Annotated in this window: 19 protein-coding genes; 15 read left to right on the top strand and 4 right to left on the bottom strand. The window is 66.5% G+C overall.

Going from position 1 to position 18369, the window contains the following annotated elements; all coding sequences use genetic code 11:
* The first annotated feature begins 14 nt into the window (after positions 1–14).
* Genes ACXJLU_RS10255 through ACXJLU_RS10240 form a run of 4 tightly spaced genes read left to right on the top strand, consistent with a single transcriptional unit; the run spans position 15 to position 4469 of the window.
* The gene (locus ACXJLU_RS10255) at positions 15–1583 is read left to right on the top strand and encodes an ABC transporter substrate-binding protein (protein WP_457330478.1); all 1569 of its coding nucleotides are present in this window, start codon (positions 15–17) and stop codon (positions 1581–1583) included.
* Positions 1580–2491, top strand: coding sequence for an ABC transporter permease (locus ACXJLU_RS10250; protein WP_457330476.1), 912 nt, complete (start codon positions 1580–1582; stop codon positions 2489–2491). The genes ACXJLU_RS10255 and ACXJLU_RS10250 overlap by 4 nt, the downstream gene beginning before the upstream one ends.
* Positions 2488–3480, top strand: coding sequence for an ABC transporter ATP-binding protein (locus ACXJLU_RS10245; protein ID WP_457330474.1), 993 nt, complete (start codon positions 2488–2490; stop codon positions 3478–3480). Before ACXJLU_RS10250 ends, ACXJLU_RS10245 begins: the two co-directional genes overlap by 4 nt.
* Complete coding sequence (locus tag ACXJLU_RS10240) at positions 3477–4469, top strand: ABC transporter ATP-binding protein (RefSeq protein ID WP_457330472.1); 993 nt, start codon at positions 3477–3479, stop codon at positions 4467–4469. Before ACXJLU_RS10245 ends, ACXJLU_RS10240 begins: the two co-directional genes overlap by 4 nt.
* Here ACXJLU_RS10240 and lysA read toward each other — a convergent pair.
* Both lysA and lptM read right to left on the bottom strand, forming a co-directional pair.
* The gene (gene lysA, locus ACXJLU_RS10235) at positions 4466–5737 is read right to left on the bottom strand and encodes a diaminopimelate decarboxylase (RefSeq protein ID WP_457330470.1); all 1272 of its coding nucleotides are present in this window, start codon (positions 5735–5737) and stop codon (positions 4466–4468) included. The genes ACXJLU_RS10240 and lysA overlap by 4 nt on opposite strands.
* Positions 5734–5865, bottom strand: a complete 132-nt coding sequence (gene lptM / locus ACXJLU_RS10230; RefSeq protein ID WP_457330468.1) for an LPS translocon maturation chaperone LptM — start codon at positions 5863–5865, stop codon at positions 5734–5736. Before lptM ends, lysA begins: the two co-directional genes overlap by 4 nt.
* 73 nt (positions 5866–5938) lie before the next feature.
* On the opposite strand from lptM, the gene cyaY reads away from it, so the two are divergent.
* Entirely contained in the window at positions 5939–6301 is a 363-nt protein-coding gene (gene cyaY / locus ACXJLU_RS10225) for an iron donor protein CyaY (protein WP_083613804.1), read from the top strand.
* Between the two features lie 17 nt (positions 6302–6318).
* On the opposite strand, the gene ACXJLU_RS10220 is transcribed toward cyaY, so the two are convergent.
* On the bottom strand, positions 6319–8709 hold the full coding sequence (locus ACXJLU_RS10220; protein ID WP_457330465.1) for a penicillin-binding protein 1A: 2391 nt from the start codon (positions 8707–8709) through the stop codon (positions 6319–6321).
* A 331-nt stretch (positions 8710–9040) separates the two neighbouring features.
* Between ACXJLU_RS10220 and ACXJLU_RS10215 the strand changes: the two genes are divergently transcribed.
* Positions 9041–10078 carry a pilus assembly protein PilM gene (locus ACXJLU_RS10215; protein ID WP_073469014.1) on the top strand — a complete coding sequence of 346 codons (1038 nt, stop codon included), beginning with the start codon at positions 9041–9043 and terminating at the stop codon, positions 10076–10078.
* An 11-nt stretch (positions 10079–10089) separates the two neighbouring features.
* Here the strand turns inward: ACXJLU_RS10215 and ACXJLU_RS10210 are convergent, their stop codons facing one another.
* Complete coding sequence (locus ACXJLU_RS10210; RefSeq protein WP_457330463.1) at positions 10090–10230, bottom strand: hypothetical protein; 141 nt, start codon at positions 10228–10230, stop codon at positions 10090–10092.
* Positions 10231–10293: 63 nt separating this feature from the next.
* Between ACXJLU_RS10210 and ACXJLU_RS10205 the strand changes: the two genes are divergently transcribed.
* The 9 genes from ACXJLU_RS10205 to ACXJLU_RS10165 all read left to right on the top strand — a co-directional run bounded on the left by ACXJLU_RS10205 (position 10294) and on the right by ACXJLU_RS10165 (position 18307).
* Positions 10294–10719: a PilN domain-containing protein gene (locus tag ACXJLU_RS10205; protein ID WP_457330461.1), complete on the top strand. Its 426-nt coding sequence runs from the start codon at positions 10294–10296 to the stop codon at positions 10717–10719.
* Positions 10720–10732: 13 nt separating this feature from the next.
* Positions 10733–11425 carry a type IV pilus inner membrane component PilO gene (locus ACXJLU_RS10200; protein ID WP_457330459.1) on the top strand — a complete coding sequence of 231 codons (693 nt, stop codon included), beginning with the start codon at positions 10733–10735 and terminating at the stop codon, positions 11423–11425.
* A complete protein-coding gene (locus ACXJLU_RS10195; RefSeq protein WP_143171851.1) occupies positions 11425–11970 on the top strand; it encodes a pilus assembly protein PilP in 546 nt (181 codons plus the stop codon). The genes ACXJLU_RS10200 and ACXJLU_RS10195 overlap by 1 nt, the downstream gene beginning before the upstream one ends.
* A 5-nt stretch (positions 11971–11975) precedes the next feature.
* Positions 11976–14138: a type IV pilus secretin PilQ gene (locus tag ACXJLU_RS10190; protein WP_457330507.1), complete on the top strand. Its 2163-nt coding sequence runs from the start codon at positions 11976–11978 to the stop codon at positions 14136–14138.
* 51 nt (positions 14139–14189) lie between these two features.
* On the top strand, positions 14190–14666 hold the full coding sequence (locus ACXJLU_RS10185; RefSeq protein WP_457330457.1) for a hypothetical protein: 477 nt from the start codon (positions 14190–14192) through the stop codon (positions 14664–14666).
* A 125-nt stretch (positions 14667–14791) separates the two neighbouring features.
* The gene (locus tag ACXJLU_RS10180; RefSeq protein WP_457330455.1) at positions 14792–15370 is read left to right on the top strand and encodes a shikimate kinase; all 579 of its coding nucleotides are present in this window, start codon (positions 14792–14794) and stop codon (positions 15368–15370) included.
* Between the two features lie 9 nt (positions 15371–15379).
* A complete protein-coding gene (aroB, locus tag ACXJLU_RS10175; protein WP_457330453.1) occupies positions 15380–16471 on the top strand; it encodes a 3-dehydroquinate synthase in 1092 nt (363 codons plus the stop codon).
* Positions 16472–16474: 3 nt separating this feature from the next.
* Entirely contained in the window at positions 16475–17638 is a 1164-nt protein-coding gene (locus tag ACXJLU_RS10170) for a deoxyguanosinetriphosphate triphosphohydrolase (RefSeq protein ID WP_457330451.1), read from the top strand.
* A gap of 3 nt (positions 17639–17641) precedes the next feature.
* The gene (locus tag ACXJLU_RS10165; RefSeq protein WP_457330449.1) at positions 17642–18307 is read left to right on the top strand and encodes a transposase; all 666 of its coding nucleotides are present in this window, start codon (positions 17642–17644) and stop codon (positions 18305–18307) included.
* The last annotated feature ends 62 nt before the right edge of the window (positions 18308–18369 follow it).

Genomic DNA, 18369 nt, shown 5'->3' with positions numbered 1-18369 from the left:
CCAAGGAGTCCACGATGAAGTTGAACCCCACCCTGCTCGCGGCTGCGCTGTTCCTGTCGTGCGGCATGGCCGGTGCCGTGACCTTGCGCGTCGCCAACCAGGGCGATGCGCAATCGATGGATCCGCATTCGCTGAACGAAACGCTGCAGCTCACCTTCACCGGCAATGTCTACGAGCCGCTGATCGGCCGCGACAAGAAGCTCGCGCTCGCGCCGATCCTCGCCACCGAATGGAAGCAGACCTCGCCGACGGTGTGGCGCTTCGAGCTGCGCAAGGGCGTCACCTTCCACGACGGCACGCCCTTCACGGCCGACGACGTGGTGTTCTCGCTGAAGCGCGCGGCCGGCGAAGGCTCCGACATGCAGAGCTACACCTCGCCGTTCAAGGAGGTGCGCAAGGTCGGCCCGCTGACGGTCGAGATCGAGACGCTCGCGCCGTTCCCGATCCTGCCGGACGTGCTGACCAACGTCTTCATCATGAGCAGGAAGTGGTGCGAGGACAACAAGGCGGTGATCCCGGTCGATCGCCGCAAGGGCATCGAGAACACCGCGAGCTTCAAGGCCAACGGCACCGGCCCGTTCCGGCTGAAGGAACGCCAGCCGTCGGCGCGCACCGTGCTGACCCGCAACGGCACCTACTGGGGCAAGGTCGACGGCAACGTCGACGAGGTGATCTTCACGCCGATCGGCAGCGCGCCCACGCGTGTCGCGGCGCTGCTGTCGGGCGAGGTCGACGTGATCGAGCCAGTGCCGCTGCAGGACATCGAGCGCATCAAGTCGTCGCCGAACCTGAAGGTGTCGCAAGGCCCCGAGCTGCGCACCATCTTCCTCGGCATGGACCAGAAGCGCGACGAGCTGCAGTTCTCGAGCGTCAAGGGCAAGAACCCGTTCAAGGACAAGCGCGTGCGCCAGGCCTTCTACCAGGCGATCGACATCGAGACGATCAAGAACCGCGTGATGCGCGGCGCGTCGCTGCCGTCGGCGCTGATGGTGGGGCCGGGCATCCGCGGCTTCACGCCGGAGCAGAACAAGCGGCTGCCCTATGACGTCGATGCGGCGAAGAAGCTACTGGCCGAGGCCGGCTACCCGGCCGGTTTCGAGGTCGGCCTGAACTGCCCGAACGACCGCTACGTCAACGATGCCGACATCTGCCAGGCGGTGGCCGCCAACCTGGCGCGCATCGGCGTGAAGGTCAACCTGCAGACCGAGACCAAGAACACCTACTTCCCGAAGATCCTGCGCCGCGACACCAGCTTCTACCTGCTGGGCTGGACCCCGAGCACCTACGACGCCCACAACGCGCTGACCTCGCTGATGGCCACGCCCACCGACAAGGGCCAGGGCCAGTTCAACCTCGGCTCGTACAGCAACCCGAAGCTCGACGAGCTGACGCTGAAGATCCAGAGCGAGACCGACCAGGGCAAGCGCAACGCGATGATCAAGGAGGCGTTCGAGCTGCATGCCAACGACGTCGGCCACATCCCGCTGCACCAGCAGGCGCTCGCGTCGGCGATGAAGAAGAACGTCGAGCTCACGCAACTGCCCGACAACTTCATGCCCTACAAGTGGGTGGTCGTGAAATGACGTCCGCGCTGCGGCGGTTCTTTGATGGCGACCTCTGGTACAGCTTCCGCCGCTCGCCGACCGCGATGGTGGCCGCGGTCGTGGCGTTCGTCTGCATCTTCTGCGCGCTGTTCGCCGAGCTGGTCGCGCCGCACAACCCGATGGACCTCGCGACGCTCGAACTCGCCGATTCGCGGCTGCCGCCGGCTTGGCTGCCCGAAGGCAGCTCGAAGTACCTGCTGGGCACCGACGACCAGGGCCGCGACATCCTGTCGGCGCTGATGTACGGCTCGCGCATCTCGCTGCTGGTGGGCGTCGCGTCGGTGCTGGTGTCGCTCGCGGTGGGCGTGTCGCTCGGGCTGCTGGCCGGCTTCGTCGGCGGCAAGACCGATGCCTTCATCATGCGGCTGTGCGACGTGATGCTGTCGTTCCCGTCGATCCTGGTCGCGCTGCTGATCGACGGCATCGGTCGCGCGGTGTTCCCGAACGCGCACGAAGGGCTCGCGTTCGCGGTGCTGATCATCGCGATCTCGCTGACCGGCTGGGTGCAGTACGCACGCACGGTGCGCGGCTCGACGCTGGTCGAGCGCAACAAGGAGTACGTGCAGGCCGCGCGCGTGATCGGCGTGCCGACGCTGCGCATCATGCGCCGCCACGTGCTGCCCAACGTCACCGGGCCGGTGATGGTGCTCGCGACGATCCAGGTCGCGTCGGCGATCCTGATCGAGGCCACCTTGTCGTTCCTCGGTGTTGGCGTGCCGCCCACCTCGCCGTCGCTCGGCACCTTGATCCGCGTCGGCAACGACCTGCTGTTCTCCGGCGAGTGGTGGATCACGCTGTATCCCGGTGCGATGCTGGTGATGATCGCGCTGAGCGTGAACCTGCTCGGCGACTGGCTGCGGGATGCGTTGAACCCGAAACTGAGATGACCGCTCTGCTTGAAGTGAAGAACCTGCGCGTCGAATTCCCGACGCGGCGCGGCACGCTGGTGGCGCTGGACGACGTGTCGTTCGACATCGCGCCCGGCGAGATCCTCGGCGTGGTCGGCGAATCGGGGGCCGGCAAGTCGCTGACCGGTGCCGCGATCATCGGCCTGCTCGATCCGCCCGGGCGCGTGGCGTCCGGCGAGATCCGCTTTCAAGGTCAGCGCATCGACACGCTGCCGTATGAGCAGATGCGCCGCATGCGCGGCAGGCACATCGGCGCGATCTTCCAGGACCCGCTGACCTCGCTGAACCCGCTGTTCACGATCGGCCGCCAGCTGATCGAGACGATCCAGACCCACCTGCCGCTCGATGCGGCGCAGGCGCGCCGGCGTGCGATCGACCTGCTGGCGGAAACCGGCATCCCGGCCGCCGAGGCGCGCATCGACCAGTACCCGCACCAGTTCTCCGGCGGCATGCGCCAGCGCGTCGTGATCGCGCTCGCGCTGGCCGGCAGCCCGCAGCTGATCGTCGCCGACGAACCGACGACCGCGCTGGACGTGTCGATCCAGGCGCAGATCATTTCGTTGCTGAAGCGGCTGTGCCGGGAGCACGGCGCGGCGGTGATGCTGGTCACGCACGACATGGGCGTGATCGCCGAGACCTGCGACCGCGTCGCGGTGATGTACGCCGGCCGGGTTGTCGAGATCGGCCCGGTGGGCGACGTGATCCATGCGCCGGCGCACCCGTACACCGCCGGGCTGATGGGCTCGATCCCGGCGATGGATATCGACCGCGAGCGCCTGCTGCAGATCGACGGCGCGATGCCGCGGCTGAACGCGATCCCGCGCGGCTGCGCGTTCAACCCGCGCTGCCCGAAGGTGTTCGAGCGCTGCCGCGAAGAGCGGCCCGACCTGCTGGCGGCCGGCGCGACGCGCGCCGCCTGCTGGCTGCACGACACGGCTGCAACGGCCGCCGCGGGAGCCGCGCAATGAACGTGCTGGTGGAAGTGCGCGACCTGGTGAAGACCTTCGACGTCTCGGCCCCGTGGCTCAATCGCGTGATCGAACGCAAGCCGCGGCAGCAGGTGCATGCGGTCGACGGCATCAGCTTCTCGATCGAGCGCGGCACCACGCTGGCGCTGGTCGGCGAATCGGGCTGCGGCAAGAGCACCGTCGCACGGCTGCTGGTCGGCCTGCAGGCACCGACGGCCGGCGAGGTGCACTTCGGGCACAAGAACATCGCGCTGACGCTGGCGAGCCAGGCGGCGGCGGCGCTGCGGCGGCGCATGCAGATGATCTTCCAGGATCCGTTCGCGAGCCTGAACCCGCGCTGGAAGGTGCACCAGATCGTCGGCGAACCGCTGACCGAGCACGGCCTGATCACCGACCGTGCGCAGCTGAAGGCCAAGGTCGGCGAGCTGCTGCAGTCGGTCGGCCTCGCGAGCGCCGACATGGAAAAGTTTCCGCACCAGTTCTCCGGCGGGCAGCGGCAGCGCATCTCGATCGCGCGCGCGCTGGCCACCGAGCCGGAGTTCCTGGTCTGCGACGAGCCGACCTCGGCACTCGACGTCTCGGTGCAGGCCCAGGTGCTCAACATCATGAAGGACCTGCAGCGCAGCCGCGGGCTCACCTACCTGTTCATCTCGCACAACCTGGCGGTCGTGCGGCACGTCAGCGACCAGGTTGGCGTGATGTACCTCGGGCGCGTCGTCGAGCTGGCACCGAAGGCCGAGATCTTCGCGCGGCCGCGCCACCCGTACACGCGGATGCTGCTGGACGCGATCCCGGACATCGCGATGAGCGGCCGCGCGCGCACGCCGGTGCAGGGCGAGGTGCCGAACCCGCTGAACCCGCCGAGCGGCTGCTCGTTCCACCCGCGTTGCCCGCATGCGAACGAGCGCTGCAAGGCGGAGCGGCCGGCGCTGCTGTCGCTCAACGGCATCCAGGTGGCCTGCCACGCCGTGGCGGAAGGACGGACCTAGCCGGGCAGCAGGTGCTCCCCCGCAAACAGCGCGGCAGCGTCTTCCCGATCGCGGATCAGCCAGGCCTGCGAGCCCGACACCAGCACCTCGGCGGCGCGCGGCCGCGTGTTGTAGTTGCTGGCCATGCTCATGCCATAGGCCCCGGCAGACAGCACCGCGACGCGGTCGCCGGGCTGCACGGCCAGCGCGCGGTCGCGGCCGAGCCAGTCGCCCGACTCGCAGACCGGACCGACCACGTCCCAGGTCAGGGCCGGCGTGGTCCGCGTGCGGCAGGGCACGATGGCCATCCAGGCTTCGTACATCGCCGGGCGGGCGAGGTCGTTCATCGCGGCGTCGACGATGCAGAAGTTCTTCTCGTCGCCGGGCTTCAGGTACAGCACCTCGCCGAGCAGCACGCCGGCATTGCCGACCAGCGAGCGGCCCGGCTCGAACAGCACCTTGCGGTGGCCGTGGCCGCGGGCATCGATGCGCGCCAGCAGCTGCGCGACCAGCACGCCGGCCTCGGGCGGGGTTTCGTCGGTGTAGGTGATGCCCAGCCCGCCGCCGACGTCGACATGGTGCAGCCGGATGCCATGCGCCTCGACCGCCTCGACGAGGTCGAGCAGCCGGTCGAGCGCATCGAGGTAGGGCGTGGCGTCGGTGATCTGCGAGCCGATGTGGCAGTCGATGCCGACGACCTCGAGGCCGGGCAGCGCGGCAGCGCGCTGGTAGGTCGCGACCGCGCGTTCGTGCGCGATGCCGAACTTGTTGCCCTTCAGGCCGGTGGAGATGTAGGGGTGGGTGCCGGCGTCGACATCGGGGTTCACGCGCAGGCTGATGCGAGCGTTGCGGCCGCTCTCGACGGCCACCTGCGACAGCAGTTCCAGCTCGGGTTCGCTCTCGACGTTGAAGCACATCACGCCAGCGTCGAGCGCCTCGCGCATCTCGGTGCGGGTCTTGCCGACGCCCGAGAACACGATGCGCGACGCCAGGGCGCCGGCCGCCAGCACGCGCTTGAGTTCGCCGCCGGAGACGATGTCGAAGCCGCAGCCGGCCTGCGCGAAGGTCTGCAGCACGGCCAGGTTCGAGTTGGCCTTCATCGCGTAGCAGATCAGGTGGTCGCGGCCGGCGAGCGCGCGCTGGTAGCTGCCGAGCGCGGCCAGCATCGCGGCGCGCGAGTACACGTACAGCGGCGTGCCGAAGCGGTCCGCCAGGTCGTTCAGCGCGCAGTCTTCGATGCAGAGGTCGGTGCCACGGTAGGCGATGTGGGGCGAGCCGGGCAGGGTCATGGCGAGGGGGCGGAGGCGGGGAGCGGTGCCGATGCGGCGGTGGCCGGGGCCGAGGCTGCGGGCGACGGGAGTTTCAACGGGCCCTTCTGGCCACAGGCCGCCAGCGCGAGCGCCGTGGCCAAAGACATCAATGCGCCCAGTGTGGATGGGCGTCTCGCTACACTGCGCTGCTGCTGAAACATGCGAACAATTCTACCGGCCATGACTGTCGAGATCGTCCCCACGCCCCTGAGCGATGCCCAGTTCCACGCGTTGACCGGCGCCATCCTGTCGAGCATCGAGGCGAGCGTCGACGCCTGGCTGCAGGACGACCTGGTCGACATCGATGCCGAACGCACCGGCGGCTTGCTGCAGCTGAGCTTTCCGAACGGCAGCAAGCTCGTCATCAACACGCAGCCGCCGCTGCACGAGCTGTGGCTCGCCGCGCGCTCGGGCGGCTACCACTACAAGCACGTGAACGGGCGCTGGCTCGACACCCGAGAAGGGCGGGAGTTCTTCGCCGACGTGTCGCGCTGCGCGAGCGAGCAATCCGGCATCGCGTTGAGCATCGCGGCGCCGGGTTGACCGCTAGCGCCTGAACCCTAGCGCTTGAAGAGATCGAGGATCCCCTTCTTCTCTTCTTCGGACGGGGGCGTCGGCAGCTTCTCCTCGAGGCCCAGGCTGCTGACGCCGCTGCCGTGCGTGTACTCCTCGTAGTACCACTCGCCGCCCATGTTGACCACGCCTTCGGGCGCCGACGGCTCCTCGACCGGCACGCCCTTCAGCGTCTGCTGCATGTAGTCGATCCACACCGGCAGCGACAGGCCGCCGCCCGTCTCGCGGTCGCCCAGCTTGCGCGGGTTGTCGTAGCCGATCCACACCACGCCGACCACGCTGCGCTGGAAGCCGGCGAACCAGGCGTCGTTCGAGTCGTTGGTGGTGCCGGTCTTGCCGTACACGTCGGGACGCTTCAGCGTCCGCTGGGCATTGGCCGCCGTGCCCGAGCGCGTGACCTCCTGCAGCAGGCTGTCCATCACGAACGCGTTGCGCGCCGGCAGCGTGCGCGTGCTCTCGTCCATCACCTGCGGCACCGCCTCGTTCAGCACATGGCCGCGCGCATCGGTGATCTTGCTGATCAGGAACGGGTTGATGCGGTAGCCGCCGTTGGCGAACACGCCGTAGGCCGAGGCCATCTGCAGCGGCGTCACCGAGCCGGCGCCGAGCGCCATCGTCAGGTAGGCCGGGTGCTTGTCGGGGTCGAAGCCGAAGCGCGTGATCCAGTCCTGCGCATAGGCCGGGCCGATCGCCTGCAGGATGCGGATCGAGATCATGTTCTTCGACTTCGCGAGGCCGCGGCGGATCGACATCGGCCCGTCGAAGGTGCCGTCGTAGTTCTTCGGCTCCCAGGGCTGGCTGCCGGTGGTGCCGGCGTCGAAGAACAGCGGCGCGTCGTTGACGACGGTGGCCGGCGTGAAGCCCTTCTCGAGCGAGGCCGAGTAGATGAACGGCTTGAAGCTCGACCCCGGCTGGCGCCATGCCTGCGTCACGTGGTTGAACTTGCTCTTCGCATGGTCGAAGCCGCCGACCATCGTGCGCACCGCGCCGGTGCGCGGATCGAGCGACACGAACGCGCCTTCGACCTCCGGCAGCTGGGTGATCGACCAGTCGCCCTTCGGCAGCTTGACGAGCCGGATCACCGCGCCGGCGCGGATCTGCGTCTTCGGGTTGCCCTTCTCGGCCAGGCCGGAGGTGGCCGGCTTCAGGCCCTCGCCGGTGACGGTCAGCGCTTCGCCGCTTTGCAGCACCGCGACGACCTTGCGCGGGCTCGCCTCGATCACCACGGCGGCGCGCAGTTCATCGTTGTCGGGGTGCTCGACCAGCGCCTCGGCGATGCGGGCATCGAGGTCCTTCACGTTGGCCGGCAGGTCGATGTAGGCCTCGGGGCCGCGGTACACCTGCCGGCGCTCGTAATCCATGATCCCCTTGCGCAGCGAGCGGTAGGCCACGGTCTGCTCGGCCGACTGGATGGTCAGGTAGACGTTGAGCCCGCGCGTGTACGCCTCTTCGCCGTACTGCGAGAAGATCATCTGGCGCGCCGCCTCGGCCACGTACTCGGCGTGAACGACCACTTCGGGGGCGGCGCGGTACTTCAGTTGCTGGGCGCGCGCGGCATCGTGCTGCTCCGGCGTGATGAAGCCGTTCTCCAGCATGCGGTCGATGATGTAGAGCTGGCGCTGCGTCGCGCGCCTCGGGTTGACGATCGGGTTGTAGGCCGACGGCGCCTTCGGCAGGCCGGCCAGCATCGCGGCCTCGGCGATCGTGATGTCCTTCAGCGGCTTGCCGAAGTAGATCTCGCTGGCCGCCGCGAAACCGTGCGCGCGCTGGCCGAGGAAGATCTGGTTCATGTAGATCTCGAGGATCTGGTCCTTGCTGAGCAGGCTCTCGATCTTCAGCGCCAGCAGGATTTCATAGATCTTGCGGGTGAAGGTCTTCTCGGTGGACAGGTAGAAGTTGCGCGCCACCTGCATCGTGATCGTCGAGGCGCCTTGGCTGCGCGATTCGTTGAACTGCGCGAGGCCGGCCCGCAGCACGCCCTTGTAATCGACCCCCCCGTGCTGATAAAAGCGCGCATCCTCGATCGCGAGCACCGCGTCCTGCATCACCTTGGGCACCTGGGCCAGCGGCGTGAAGTTGCGGCGCTCCTCGCCGTATTCGCCGAGCATCACGCCGTCGGCCGAATAGATGCGCATCGGCAGCTTCGGCCGGTAGTCGACGAGGCCGCTGACCTGCGGCAGGTTCGGGTAGGCCACCGACAGCGCGATGCCGATCAGCAGCAGCACGGTGAGCACGCCCGCCAGCGCGCCTCCCATCAGCCACAACAGCGCGCGGCCCACCCAGCGGGCCCACGCGGGCAGGGACGAGGGGGTGGAAGAAGACGATCGGCGGTTCGGGCCGGCTTCCGGGCGCTCGGACGGGCCCTCGAATTCGCTCATGGGACTCCAACAGTGGTCGAGCCGATTATATGAAGCGACTTTGACCGGTCCGCATCGACCGTGAACTGCTTGGCAGCTTGTGTCGCCGGGTGCCTAGGGTTGACCCGAAATGACATTTTTTGGCGCCAGAATTCGTCAGGCTTTCGCAACGCAGACGGGTTGCAAGAAAAGGAAAAATCTTTGTTCCACAAAGGGTTTACTGCTAGCATTGAAGTAACTTCTTAACAATCCAGCGCACGTATCGCAGCCAATTCGGTCGTCGGTTCGTGTCGCGTTGGGAGATGGCCCCTTGAGCTTCCTAGACCTGTTGTTAGGCCGAAAGCATCCACCGATGATCGGCTTGGATATCAGCTCGTCCAGTGTGAAGCTGGTTGAGTTGGGCCAGAGCGCCTCCGGTGAGTATGTACTCGAGCGTTTTGCCTCCGAAAGCTTCGAGAAGGGCTGGATCACCGACGGCCAGATCGAGAAGTTCGACGAAGTGGCCGATGCGGTGCGTCGCGTGGTCACCAAGAGTGGCACCAAGACCAAGCAGGTCGTCCTCGCGATGCCGCAATCGGCGGTGATCACGAAGAAGATCATGCTGCCGGCCGGCCTTCGCGAAGAAGAGCTCGAGCTGCAGGTCGAATCCGAAGCCAACCAATACATTCCGTTCTCGCTGGACGAGGTGAGCCTTGACTTCTCGGTGATCGGGCCGAGCCCCACGTCGGTGGGCGATGTCGAGGTGCTGATCGCCGCGTCCCGCAAGGACCGCGTGCAGGATCGCCAGGGCCTCGCGGAAGCGGCCGGCCTGAAGCCTGCAGTGCTCGACATCGAATCGCATGCCTCGCGCCTGGCGATGGGTCGGCTGATCGAAGCGCTGCCGAACGAAGGCAAGGATGCGTTGGTCGCGCTGTTCGAGATCGGCGCCGACACCACGAGCCTGAAGGTGCTGCGCGACGAAGAGATGCTCTATGACCGCGACCAGGCCTTCGGCGGATCGCAGTTGACGCAGCTGATCTCCCGCCAGTACGGCTTCTCGTTCGAGGAAGCCGAGCAGAAGAAGCTGTCGGCCGAGCTGCCTGAGGACTACGAGTCGTCGCTGCTGGTGCCGTTTGTCGACAGCCTGTCCCAGGAAATCGGCCGCGCGCTGCAGTATTTCTTCACCAGCACGCCGCACCACAAGGTGCACTACGTGATGCTGGCTGGTGGCACGGCGACCCTGCCGGGGCTGAAGGACCGGGTCACCGAGCTGACCGGCTTCGCTTCGATGGTCGTCAACCCGTTCGAAAACATGAAGCTGGGCTCCGCGGTCCGCGAGAGCAAGCTGCGCCGTGAAGCGCCTTCCTACCTCACGGCCTGTGGGCTGGCGATGCGGAGGTTCTTGCAGTGATTCTGATCAACCTACTCCCGCACCGCGAAGAAAAGCGCAAGCGGCGCAAGGCGGCGTTCTTCCTCGGCCTGGCGCTGGCCGCTGCGGCGGGCCTCGCTGCCGTCGGCATGTGGTACCTGGTACTGCAGCAGATGACGGAGAACCAGGTTCACCGCAACGATTTCCTGACGTCCGAGATCCGCAAGCTCGAGGCACAGATCAAGGACATTGCGTCCTTGCGTGCCGAGATCGATGCGCTCAAGGCGCGGCAGAAAGCGGTCGAAGACCTGCAGATCGATCGCAACCTGCCGGTGCACGTGCTCAACGAACTCGTCAAGCAGACGCCGGAAGGTGTCTATTTCAGCAGCATCAAGCAAGAAGGTCAGGTGCTGCAACTCAACGGCATCGCGCAGACCAACGAGCGCGTGTCCGAACTGCTGAGAAACACGGGCAACAACTCCGAATGGCTGACGAAGCCGGAGCTGGTCGAAATCAAGGCGGCGGTCGTGCAGACGGCCAGCCGCGAGCAAAAGCGCCTGTTCGACTTCTCGATGCGCGTGACCATCAAGCGCCCGCAGGATGTCGACGCGGCTGCAGCTGCTGCCTCGGCCCCCGTGCCGGGTGCTCCGGCCAGCGCCGCCGTCGCTGCGAAGAAGCCCTGACCATCGAGACGCCATGGCAACGAAAGCGAAATCCGTCAACGTCGATCTGAACTCGGTCTTCGGGGCTGCCGCCTCGCAATTCCGGGGGCTGAATCCCAATGAACCCGGCCAATGGCCGATGCTTCCCAAGCTCGCGACCTGGCTGGCGCTGGCCATCATGGTCGTCGTGGTGGGCTGGTTCCTGCTGCTGACCGGGGTCGACGACCAATTGCAGGCAGAGCGCGACAAGGAGCCCGTCCTGAAGCAGGACTACCGGGGCAAGCTGGCTCAGGCCGTGAACCTCGATGAATTGCGCAAGCAGAAGCTGCAGGTCGAGGAGTACGTGACCCAGCTCGAGAAGCAACTACCCGGCAAGGCCGAAATGGATGCGCTGCTGTCGGACATCAACCAGGCCGGCCTCGGCCGCGGGTTGCAGTTCGAGTTGTTCCGCCCCGGCCAGGTGCTCGTGAAGGACTACTACGCCGAGCTGCCGATCTCGATCCGCGTGACCGGGCGCTACCACGACATCGGCGCGTTCGCGGCCGATGTGGCCAACCTCTCGCGGATCGTGACGCTGCACAACATGGTGATCACGTATGCCGGCGGCAAGGACACCACGGGATTGCTGGGCATGGACGCGACGGCCAGAACCTACCGCTACCTGGATCCGAACGAGGTCACGGCGCAGCGTCAGGCAGCTGCCAAGGCCGCGGGAGCGAAGAAATGATGGGAACCACTTTGCGTTGGCCGGCAACCGCCTGCGCTTGCGCCATCACGGTGCTTGCGCTGACCGCCTGTGGCGATGCGCAGGATGAGCTCCAGCAATGGATCGAGCAGCAACGCCGCGAGGTGAAGCCGAACGTGACGCCGCTGTCGCCGCCGAAGAAATTCAACCCGCAGGCCTACCTGGCCGGTGCCGGCGTCGAGCCGTTCAGCACGCAGAAGCTGACGGTGGCGATCAAGCAGGAATCCCGGCAGCCGAATTCGCTGCTGGCCGCGGAAATCAATCGCCGCAAGGAACCACTCGAAGCCTATCCGCTGGACAGCATGGCCATGGTCGGCAGCGTCAGCAAGCAGGGGCGTCCTTATGCGCTGCTGCGGGTCGACAACCTGCTGTACCAGGTGAAGACAGGTGATTACCTGGGCCAGAACTACGGCAAGGTCACCAAGATTTCCGAGACGGACGTCTCGTTGCGCGAAATCGTGCAGGACGCGGCGGGTGAGTGGATCGAGCGTACGAGCTCACTTCAGCTTCAGGAACGGGCGCGGTGAAGAACATGCAGGAGAAACAGATCATGGGTAAGTGGCAAGTTCGAAGCGTTGCGCTCGCGTTGCTCTTCGGCGCGTCCTTGTCTGCGTGGGCGCAGAACGCCATCCAGTCCATCAACAGCTCTCAACAGGCGGGCGCAGAGGTCGTGCGCATCGAACTGTCCGAGCCGCTGGCGGCCGTGCCCACCGGTTTCACGGTGCAGACGCCTCCGCGCATCGCGCTCGACCTGCCCGGTGTCGGCAATGCGATGGGCAAGTCGAACCTGGACATCAACCAGGGCAACATCCGGTCGATCAACATCGCGCAGTCGGGTGACCGCACGCGCCTGGTGCTGAACCTGAAGACGCCGTCGAACTACCGTGCCCAGCTCGAAGGCAAGGTGCTGGTGGTGGTGATGGAATCTTCGGCACCGGTCGGCGGCGCCGTCTCCGCGGCCAAGTCGCCGGTGGCGGGTGAGTCGACGCGGTTCGCGGAGAACCTGAACGACGCGCCGATGCCGTTGAAGGGCATCGACTTCCGCCGTGGCCAGGATGGCGCGGGCCGGGTCGTGGTCGACCTGCCGAACAACCAGGTCGGTGTCGACATCCGCCAGCAGGGCCAGAGCCTGGTGGTCGAATTCCTTCGCTCGAACCTGCCGGAGAATCTGCGCCGCAAGCTCGACGTGACCGATTTCGGCACGCCGGTGCAAAGCGTCTCGACTTTCCAGAACGGCGACCGCGTGCGCATGGTCGTCGAGCCGCGCGGTGCCTGGGAGCACAGCGCCTACCAGACCGACAACCAGTTCGTGCTGGAAGTGCGCCAGCAGAAGGTGGATCCGAACAAGCTGGTGCAAGGCCCGGGCTACGCCGGTGAGAAGCTGTCTCTGAACTTCCAGAACATCGAGGTTCGCGCGCTGCTGCAGGTCATTGCCGACTTCACCAACTTCAACGTCGTCACGAGCGACACCGTCACCGGCAACGTGACGCTGCGCCTGAAGGACGTGCCGTGGGATCAGGCACTCGACATCATCCTGCAGGCCAAGGGCCTGGGGCTGCGCAAGTCGGGCAACGTGATCTGGATCGCGCCGAAGGACGAACTCGCATCGAAAGAGAAGATCGATCTCGAGGCGAAGGCGCAGATCGCCAACCTGGAGCCGGTGCGCACGCAGTCATTCCAGCTCAACTACACGAAGGCCGAAGAAGTGGCCAAGGGCCTGACCGGCCAGAACACGGCGGGTGGCAGTGGAGCCGCGTCGCGCATCCTGACGACCCGCGGCAGCGTGATCTTCGAAACCCGCACCAACCAGCTGTTCGTCAGCGACATTCCGTCGAAGCTCGAGGAAATACAGGCGATGATCGCCAAGATCGACGTGCCGGTGCGGCAGGTGCTGATTGAGGCGCGCATCGTCGAGGCCAATGACAGCTTCGGTCGGTCGCTGGGCGCCAAGCTGGGTTACTCCGACCTGCGCGGGCTCAATGGCGGGGTTGCCGGCTTCAATGCGGGAGGCAACACCCGTGTCGGCGTCGGCGGCAATATCAATGCCGTTGGCGTGCAAACCGGACAGACCACTCCGCCGCTGGCATTCAGCGACACCAACTTCGTCAATCTGCCGGCCGTGAAGCAGAACGACTACAACGCTGCGACTTTCGCGTTGTCGCTGTTCGGAGTCGGCGCCAACCGCTTCCTGAACCTCGAGCTGTCGGCATTGGAAGCTGAGAACAAGGGCAAGATCCTGTCGAGCCCGCGAGTCATCACGGCCGACCAGGTCAAGGCGCTGATCGAACAGGGTACCGAGTTGCCGTACCAGACGGCCACCTCCAGCGGCGCGACGGCGATCCAATTCCGCAAGGCCAACCTGAAGCTCGAAGTCACGCCGCAGATCACGCCGGAAGGCAACGTCATCCTGGATCTCGATGTGACCAAGGACACCGTGGGCCAGGTCACCTCGCAAGGTCTGGCCATCGACACCAAGCATGTGCGCACGCAAGTGCTGGTAGAGAATGGCGGCACGGTCGTGATCGGCGGTATCTTCACGCAGGATGACCAGGAGAGTGTGACGAAGGTGCCGTATCTCGGTGACATCCCGTTCCTTGGCAACCTGTTCAAGTCCAAGACGAAATCGTCGAGGAAGACCGAGTTGCTGATCTTCATCACGCCGAAGGTCGTGAGCGATCGCAGTGCGGTGAGGTAAGCTCGCACGCCGGTCCGATTTGAGGGCGTGCGCAAGGACTGCCTGCGACGCATGGCTACACGAAACAATCAGGTGCTTGAAATGAACTATGGTGTGATCAATCGGGTGGCGGCAGGAACGCTGGCGATGCTCATGTTGGCGTCTTGCGGCGGAACTAGTGACGACGAGTCCGGATCGCCGACAGCGTTCGCCACGATTCCGACCGAGGTGACCTTCACTGGCAGCACGCCACTCGCTGACGAAAATGGGAATCCGATCACGGACCCGACGACTGGCGCGGTCATACTCTTCTGTGCTGGTGGTTCGGGGAATGTGATCGTTGTGGGTGGCGTGGCCCCGTATTCGATAGCGTCGACTTTTCCTGAGAACATCCAATTCAGTCCCAGCTCGCTCGGCACCAAGGGGGGAAGTTTCAAGCTGACGGTTCTTCCTGGGACGTGTCTGAGCCCAGGCAATGTGGTGGTGACCGATGCGCTTGGGAACGTGGCGACCGTCAAGGTGACTTCGGCAAAGGCGGCAACTCCCTGACCGAGCGACGTCTCCGAGGTTGAACTTCCGATCTCCGATACGCTCCCACCGGCCGCAGATCCTGCACAGGATTGCGGCCGTTTCTGATTCCGGGCTTCCCGTTTCCCTGTCTCCAAGGATCAGCCGTGCGCCAATCGATCGCACTCGTCGGCATGCCTGGCAGCGGCAAGTCCACCGCCGGCAAGCTGCTGGGGCGCCGGCTCGGTGCGACCTTTGTCGATACTGATGCGCGCCTCGAGGCCCGCCTCGGCGAGTCCATCCGCAGCTTCTTCGAGCGCGAGGGCGAGGCTCGCTTCCGCGATCTGGAGGCTGCAGCCCTCGGCGAGTTGACGCAGGGGGACTCGCTCGTCATCGCCACCGGCGGCGGCATGGTGCTGCGAGCCGAGAACCGGGAAGCGTTGCGCCGGGCCTGCGTTGTCTTCTACCTTCGCTCCTCTCCCGAAGAGCTCTACCGGCGCCTGCGCAACGACACCCACAGGCCGTTGCTGCAGGTGCCCGACCCCTTGCGGCGCCTGCAGGAATTGCTGCGCGAGCGTGACCCTCTGTACCGCCAGACCGCACACCATGTGGTGGACATCGGTCGCCCGACGGTGCAAAGCCTGGTGAACACGATCCTCTCCCAGCTGCAGCTGGCCGGCGTCGTCGATGCGAGCGACGCTGTTGGCCCGGTGACCGGGGCGGATCCGAAGACCGACGGACGCTAAACTCGACGAATGAACGTCGAGACTGACTGCGTGAAGATCGAGCTGGGGGAACGCAGCTACGACATCCTGATCGGTGCGAACCTGCTGTCGGACCGGGCGTCCGTCGATGGATTGCCCGCCGGCAACGCGGCTGTGATCGTCGCCAACCCGACGGTGGCGCCGCTCTATGCTCAGCGGCTGCAGAACCTGCTGAAGCAGCGCCATGCGCAGTGCCTGCTGATCGAGTTGCCCGACGGCGAGATCCACAAGGACTGGTCGTCGCTCGAGCGCATCTTCGGCGCGCTGCTGCGGGCGAACGCCGACCGCAAGACCGTGCTGTACGCGTTGGGCGGCGGTGTGATCGGCGACATCACCGGTTTCGCTGCGGCCTGCTACATGCGCGGCGTGCCCTTCGTGCAGGTGCCTACCACCTTGCTGGCCCAGGTGGATTCCTCGGTGGGCGGCAAGACCGCGATCAACCACCCGCTCGGCAAGAACATGATCGGTGCGTTCTACCAACCGCTGCGCGTGATCGCCGACCTGGACACCCTCGACACGCTGCCCGACCGCGAGATCTCCGCCGGACTGGCCGAGGTCATCAAGTACGGCCCGATCGCCGACGACGCCTTTCTCGGCTGGATCGAGGACAACCTCGATGCGCTGCTGGCGCGCGACAAGAAGGCGCTGGCCTACGCCGTCAAGCGATCGTGCGAGATCAAGGCCTGGGTGGTCGGGCAGGACGAGCGCGAATCCGGGCTGCGCGCGATCCTGAACTTCGGCCACACCTTCGGCCATGCGATCGAGGCCGGGCTCGGCTTCGGAACCTGGTTGCACGGCGAGGGCGTCGGCTGCGGCATGGTGATGGCCGCCGACCTGTCGCACCGCCTCGGCCTGATCGATGCGGCGTATGCGCAGCGCATCACGCGGCTGGTCGAGCGCGCACGGCTGCCGATCCGCGGCCCGAATCTGGGGGCCGAGCGCTACCTCGAACTGATGCGCGTCGACAAGAAGTCCGAAGCCGGCGAGATCCGCTTCGTCGTGATCGATGCGCCGGGACGCGCCGCGCTGCGGCCGGCCCCTGACGACGTCGTGCGCGAGGTGCTGGCGGCGCACGCGGCCTGAGCCATGTCGGGCATGCTTGTGGCCGGAGGATGGCAACCGTATGCCTGCGACCCGCGGCACAGCGCCGGTCGCCGGCTGCACGAGCCGCCGGCGCCGACCCGCAGCGAGTACCAGCGCGACCGCGATCGCATCGTGCACAGCACGGCGTTCCGGCGCCTGGTCTACAAGACGCAGGTGTTCCTGAACCACGAAGGCGATCTGTTCCGCACACGGCTGACGCACTCGCTCGAGGTGGCCCAGCTCGGCCGTTCGATCGCCCGCAGCCTCGGCTTGAACGAAGACCTGGTCGAGGCCATCGCGCTGGCCCACGACCTGGGCCACACGCCGTTCGGCCACGCCGGCCAGGATGCGCTGAACGACTGCCTGCTCGCCGCGGATCCTCGCAGTGGCGGCTTCGAGCACAACCTGCAGAGCCTGCGGGTCGTCGATTCGCTCGAGGAGCGCTACCCGCAGTTCGACGGCCTGAACCTGACGCTCGAAACGCGCGAGGGCATCCTGAAGCACTGCTCCGGCGCGGCTGCCGCGCGCTTGGAGGCCAGGGAGCCGAACGGCGTCGCGCACCGCTTCGTCGCGCGGCTGCGTCCGAGCCTGGAGGCTCAGCTGTGCAACCTGGCCGACGAGATCGCCTACAACGCGCACGATGTGGACGATGGGGTGCGCTCGGGCTTGCTGAAGCTCGAGCAGCTCGACGAGGTGCCGCTGTTCGCGCGGCACAAGTCGGAGTCGCTGGCGGCGCACCCCGGCCTGCGCGGCAAGCGGCTGTTGTTCGAGAGCATCCGCCGGATGTTGTCGGCCCAGGTCTATGACGTGCTCGCCGCCAGTGCCGCAGCGATCGCGCTGCACGCGCCGCGCACGGTCGAAGAGGTGCGCCGGGCGCCGGCGATGATCTGCTTCGGTGCGCAGATGGCAGCCGACAGCATCGCGCTGAAGCGCTTCCTGCGGCACAACTTGTACCGGCATCCGCAGGTGGTGGCGACCACCGACCGGGCGAAGCAGGTGGTGCGCGAGCTGTTCGCGACCTACCGCGATGCGCCGGCGGAATGGATCCCTGCCGGCGAGTCCCGCCCGGCCGGGCTGCGCCAGCTGGCCGACTACGTGGCGGGGATGACCGACCGGTACGCGCTGCGCGAACACGAGCGGCTGACGGGCCGCCGCCTGTTCGACTGAGCCATGGCGCGCCTCGCCCGCCTGTGCATCCCCGGCCAGCCGCACCTCGTGCAGCAGCGAGGCCACAACGGCCAGCCGGTGTTCATCGACGAGGCCGACACGCAGGGCTTCCTGCGGATGCTGGCCGACGCGGCGAAGGCGAGCGGCGTCGCGATCCACGCCTACGGGCTGGCAGCGGGCGAAGTGCACTTGCTCGCGACGCCAAGCACCGCCGATTCACTGAGCCGCCTGATGCAGACGCTCGGGCGCCAGCACGGCCTGGCGTTCAACCGCCGGCACGGCCGCTCCGGCAGCCTCTGGGACGGCCGCTTCCGCGCGGTGCCGATCGACGGGGAACGGCACTTGCTTGCTGCGATGCGCTACGTCGAGTCGGCCGTGCCCGACCTGCGCGCCTCCAGCGCGGCGCACCACCTTGGGCAGGCAACCGATCCCGCAGTGAGCGACCACCCCCTCTATTGGGCCCTGGGAAACACGCCATTCGACCGGGAGATGAAATACCGAACGTGGTTCGAGCAGGGCAGCTCCTCCGTCGAGGCCGATCGCTTTCGGCGCGCCGTCGCACAAGGATGGCCGCTGGGCGAAGCCTCCTTCATCGACAACCTCTCGCAAGTGACGAGCCGCCGGCTGGCGGCGCGCCCTCGCGGGAGGCCGCCGAAAGCGCCCGCTTGATCTGTCCCTATTTAAATATCGCCGACCCGGGTCAATCGAATAAAAGGTGTCTGACCCCATTT

The organism is Rhizobacter sp. P5_C2, assembly GCF_054049715.1.
This window is presented reverse-complemented; position numbering and strand designations above follow the sequence as displayed.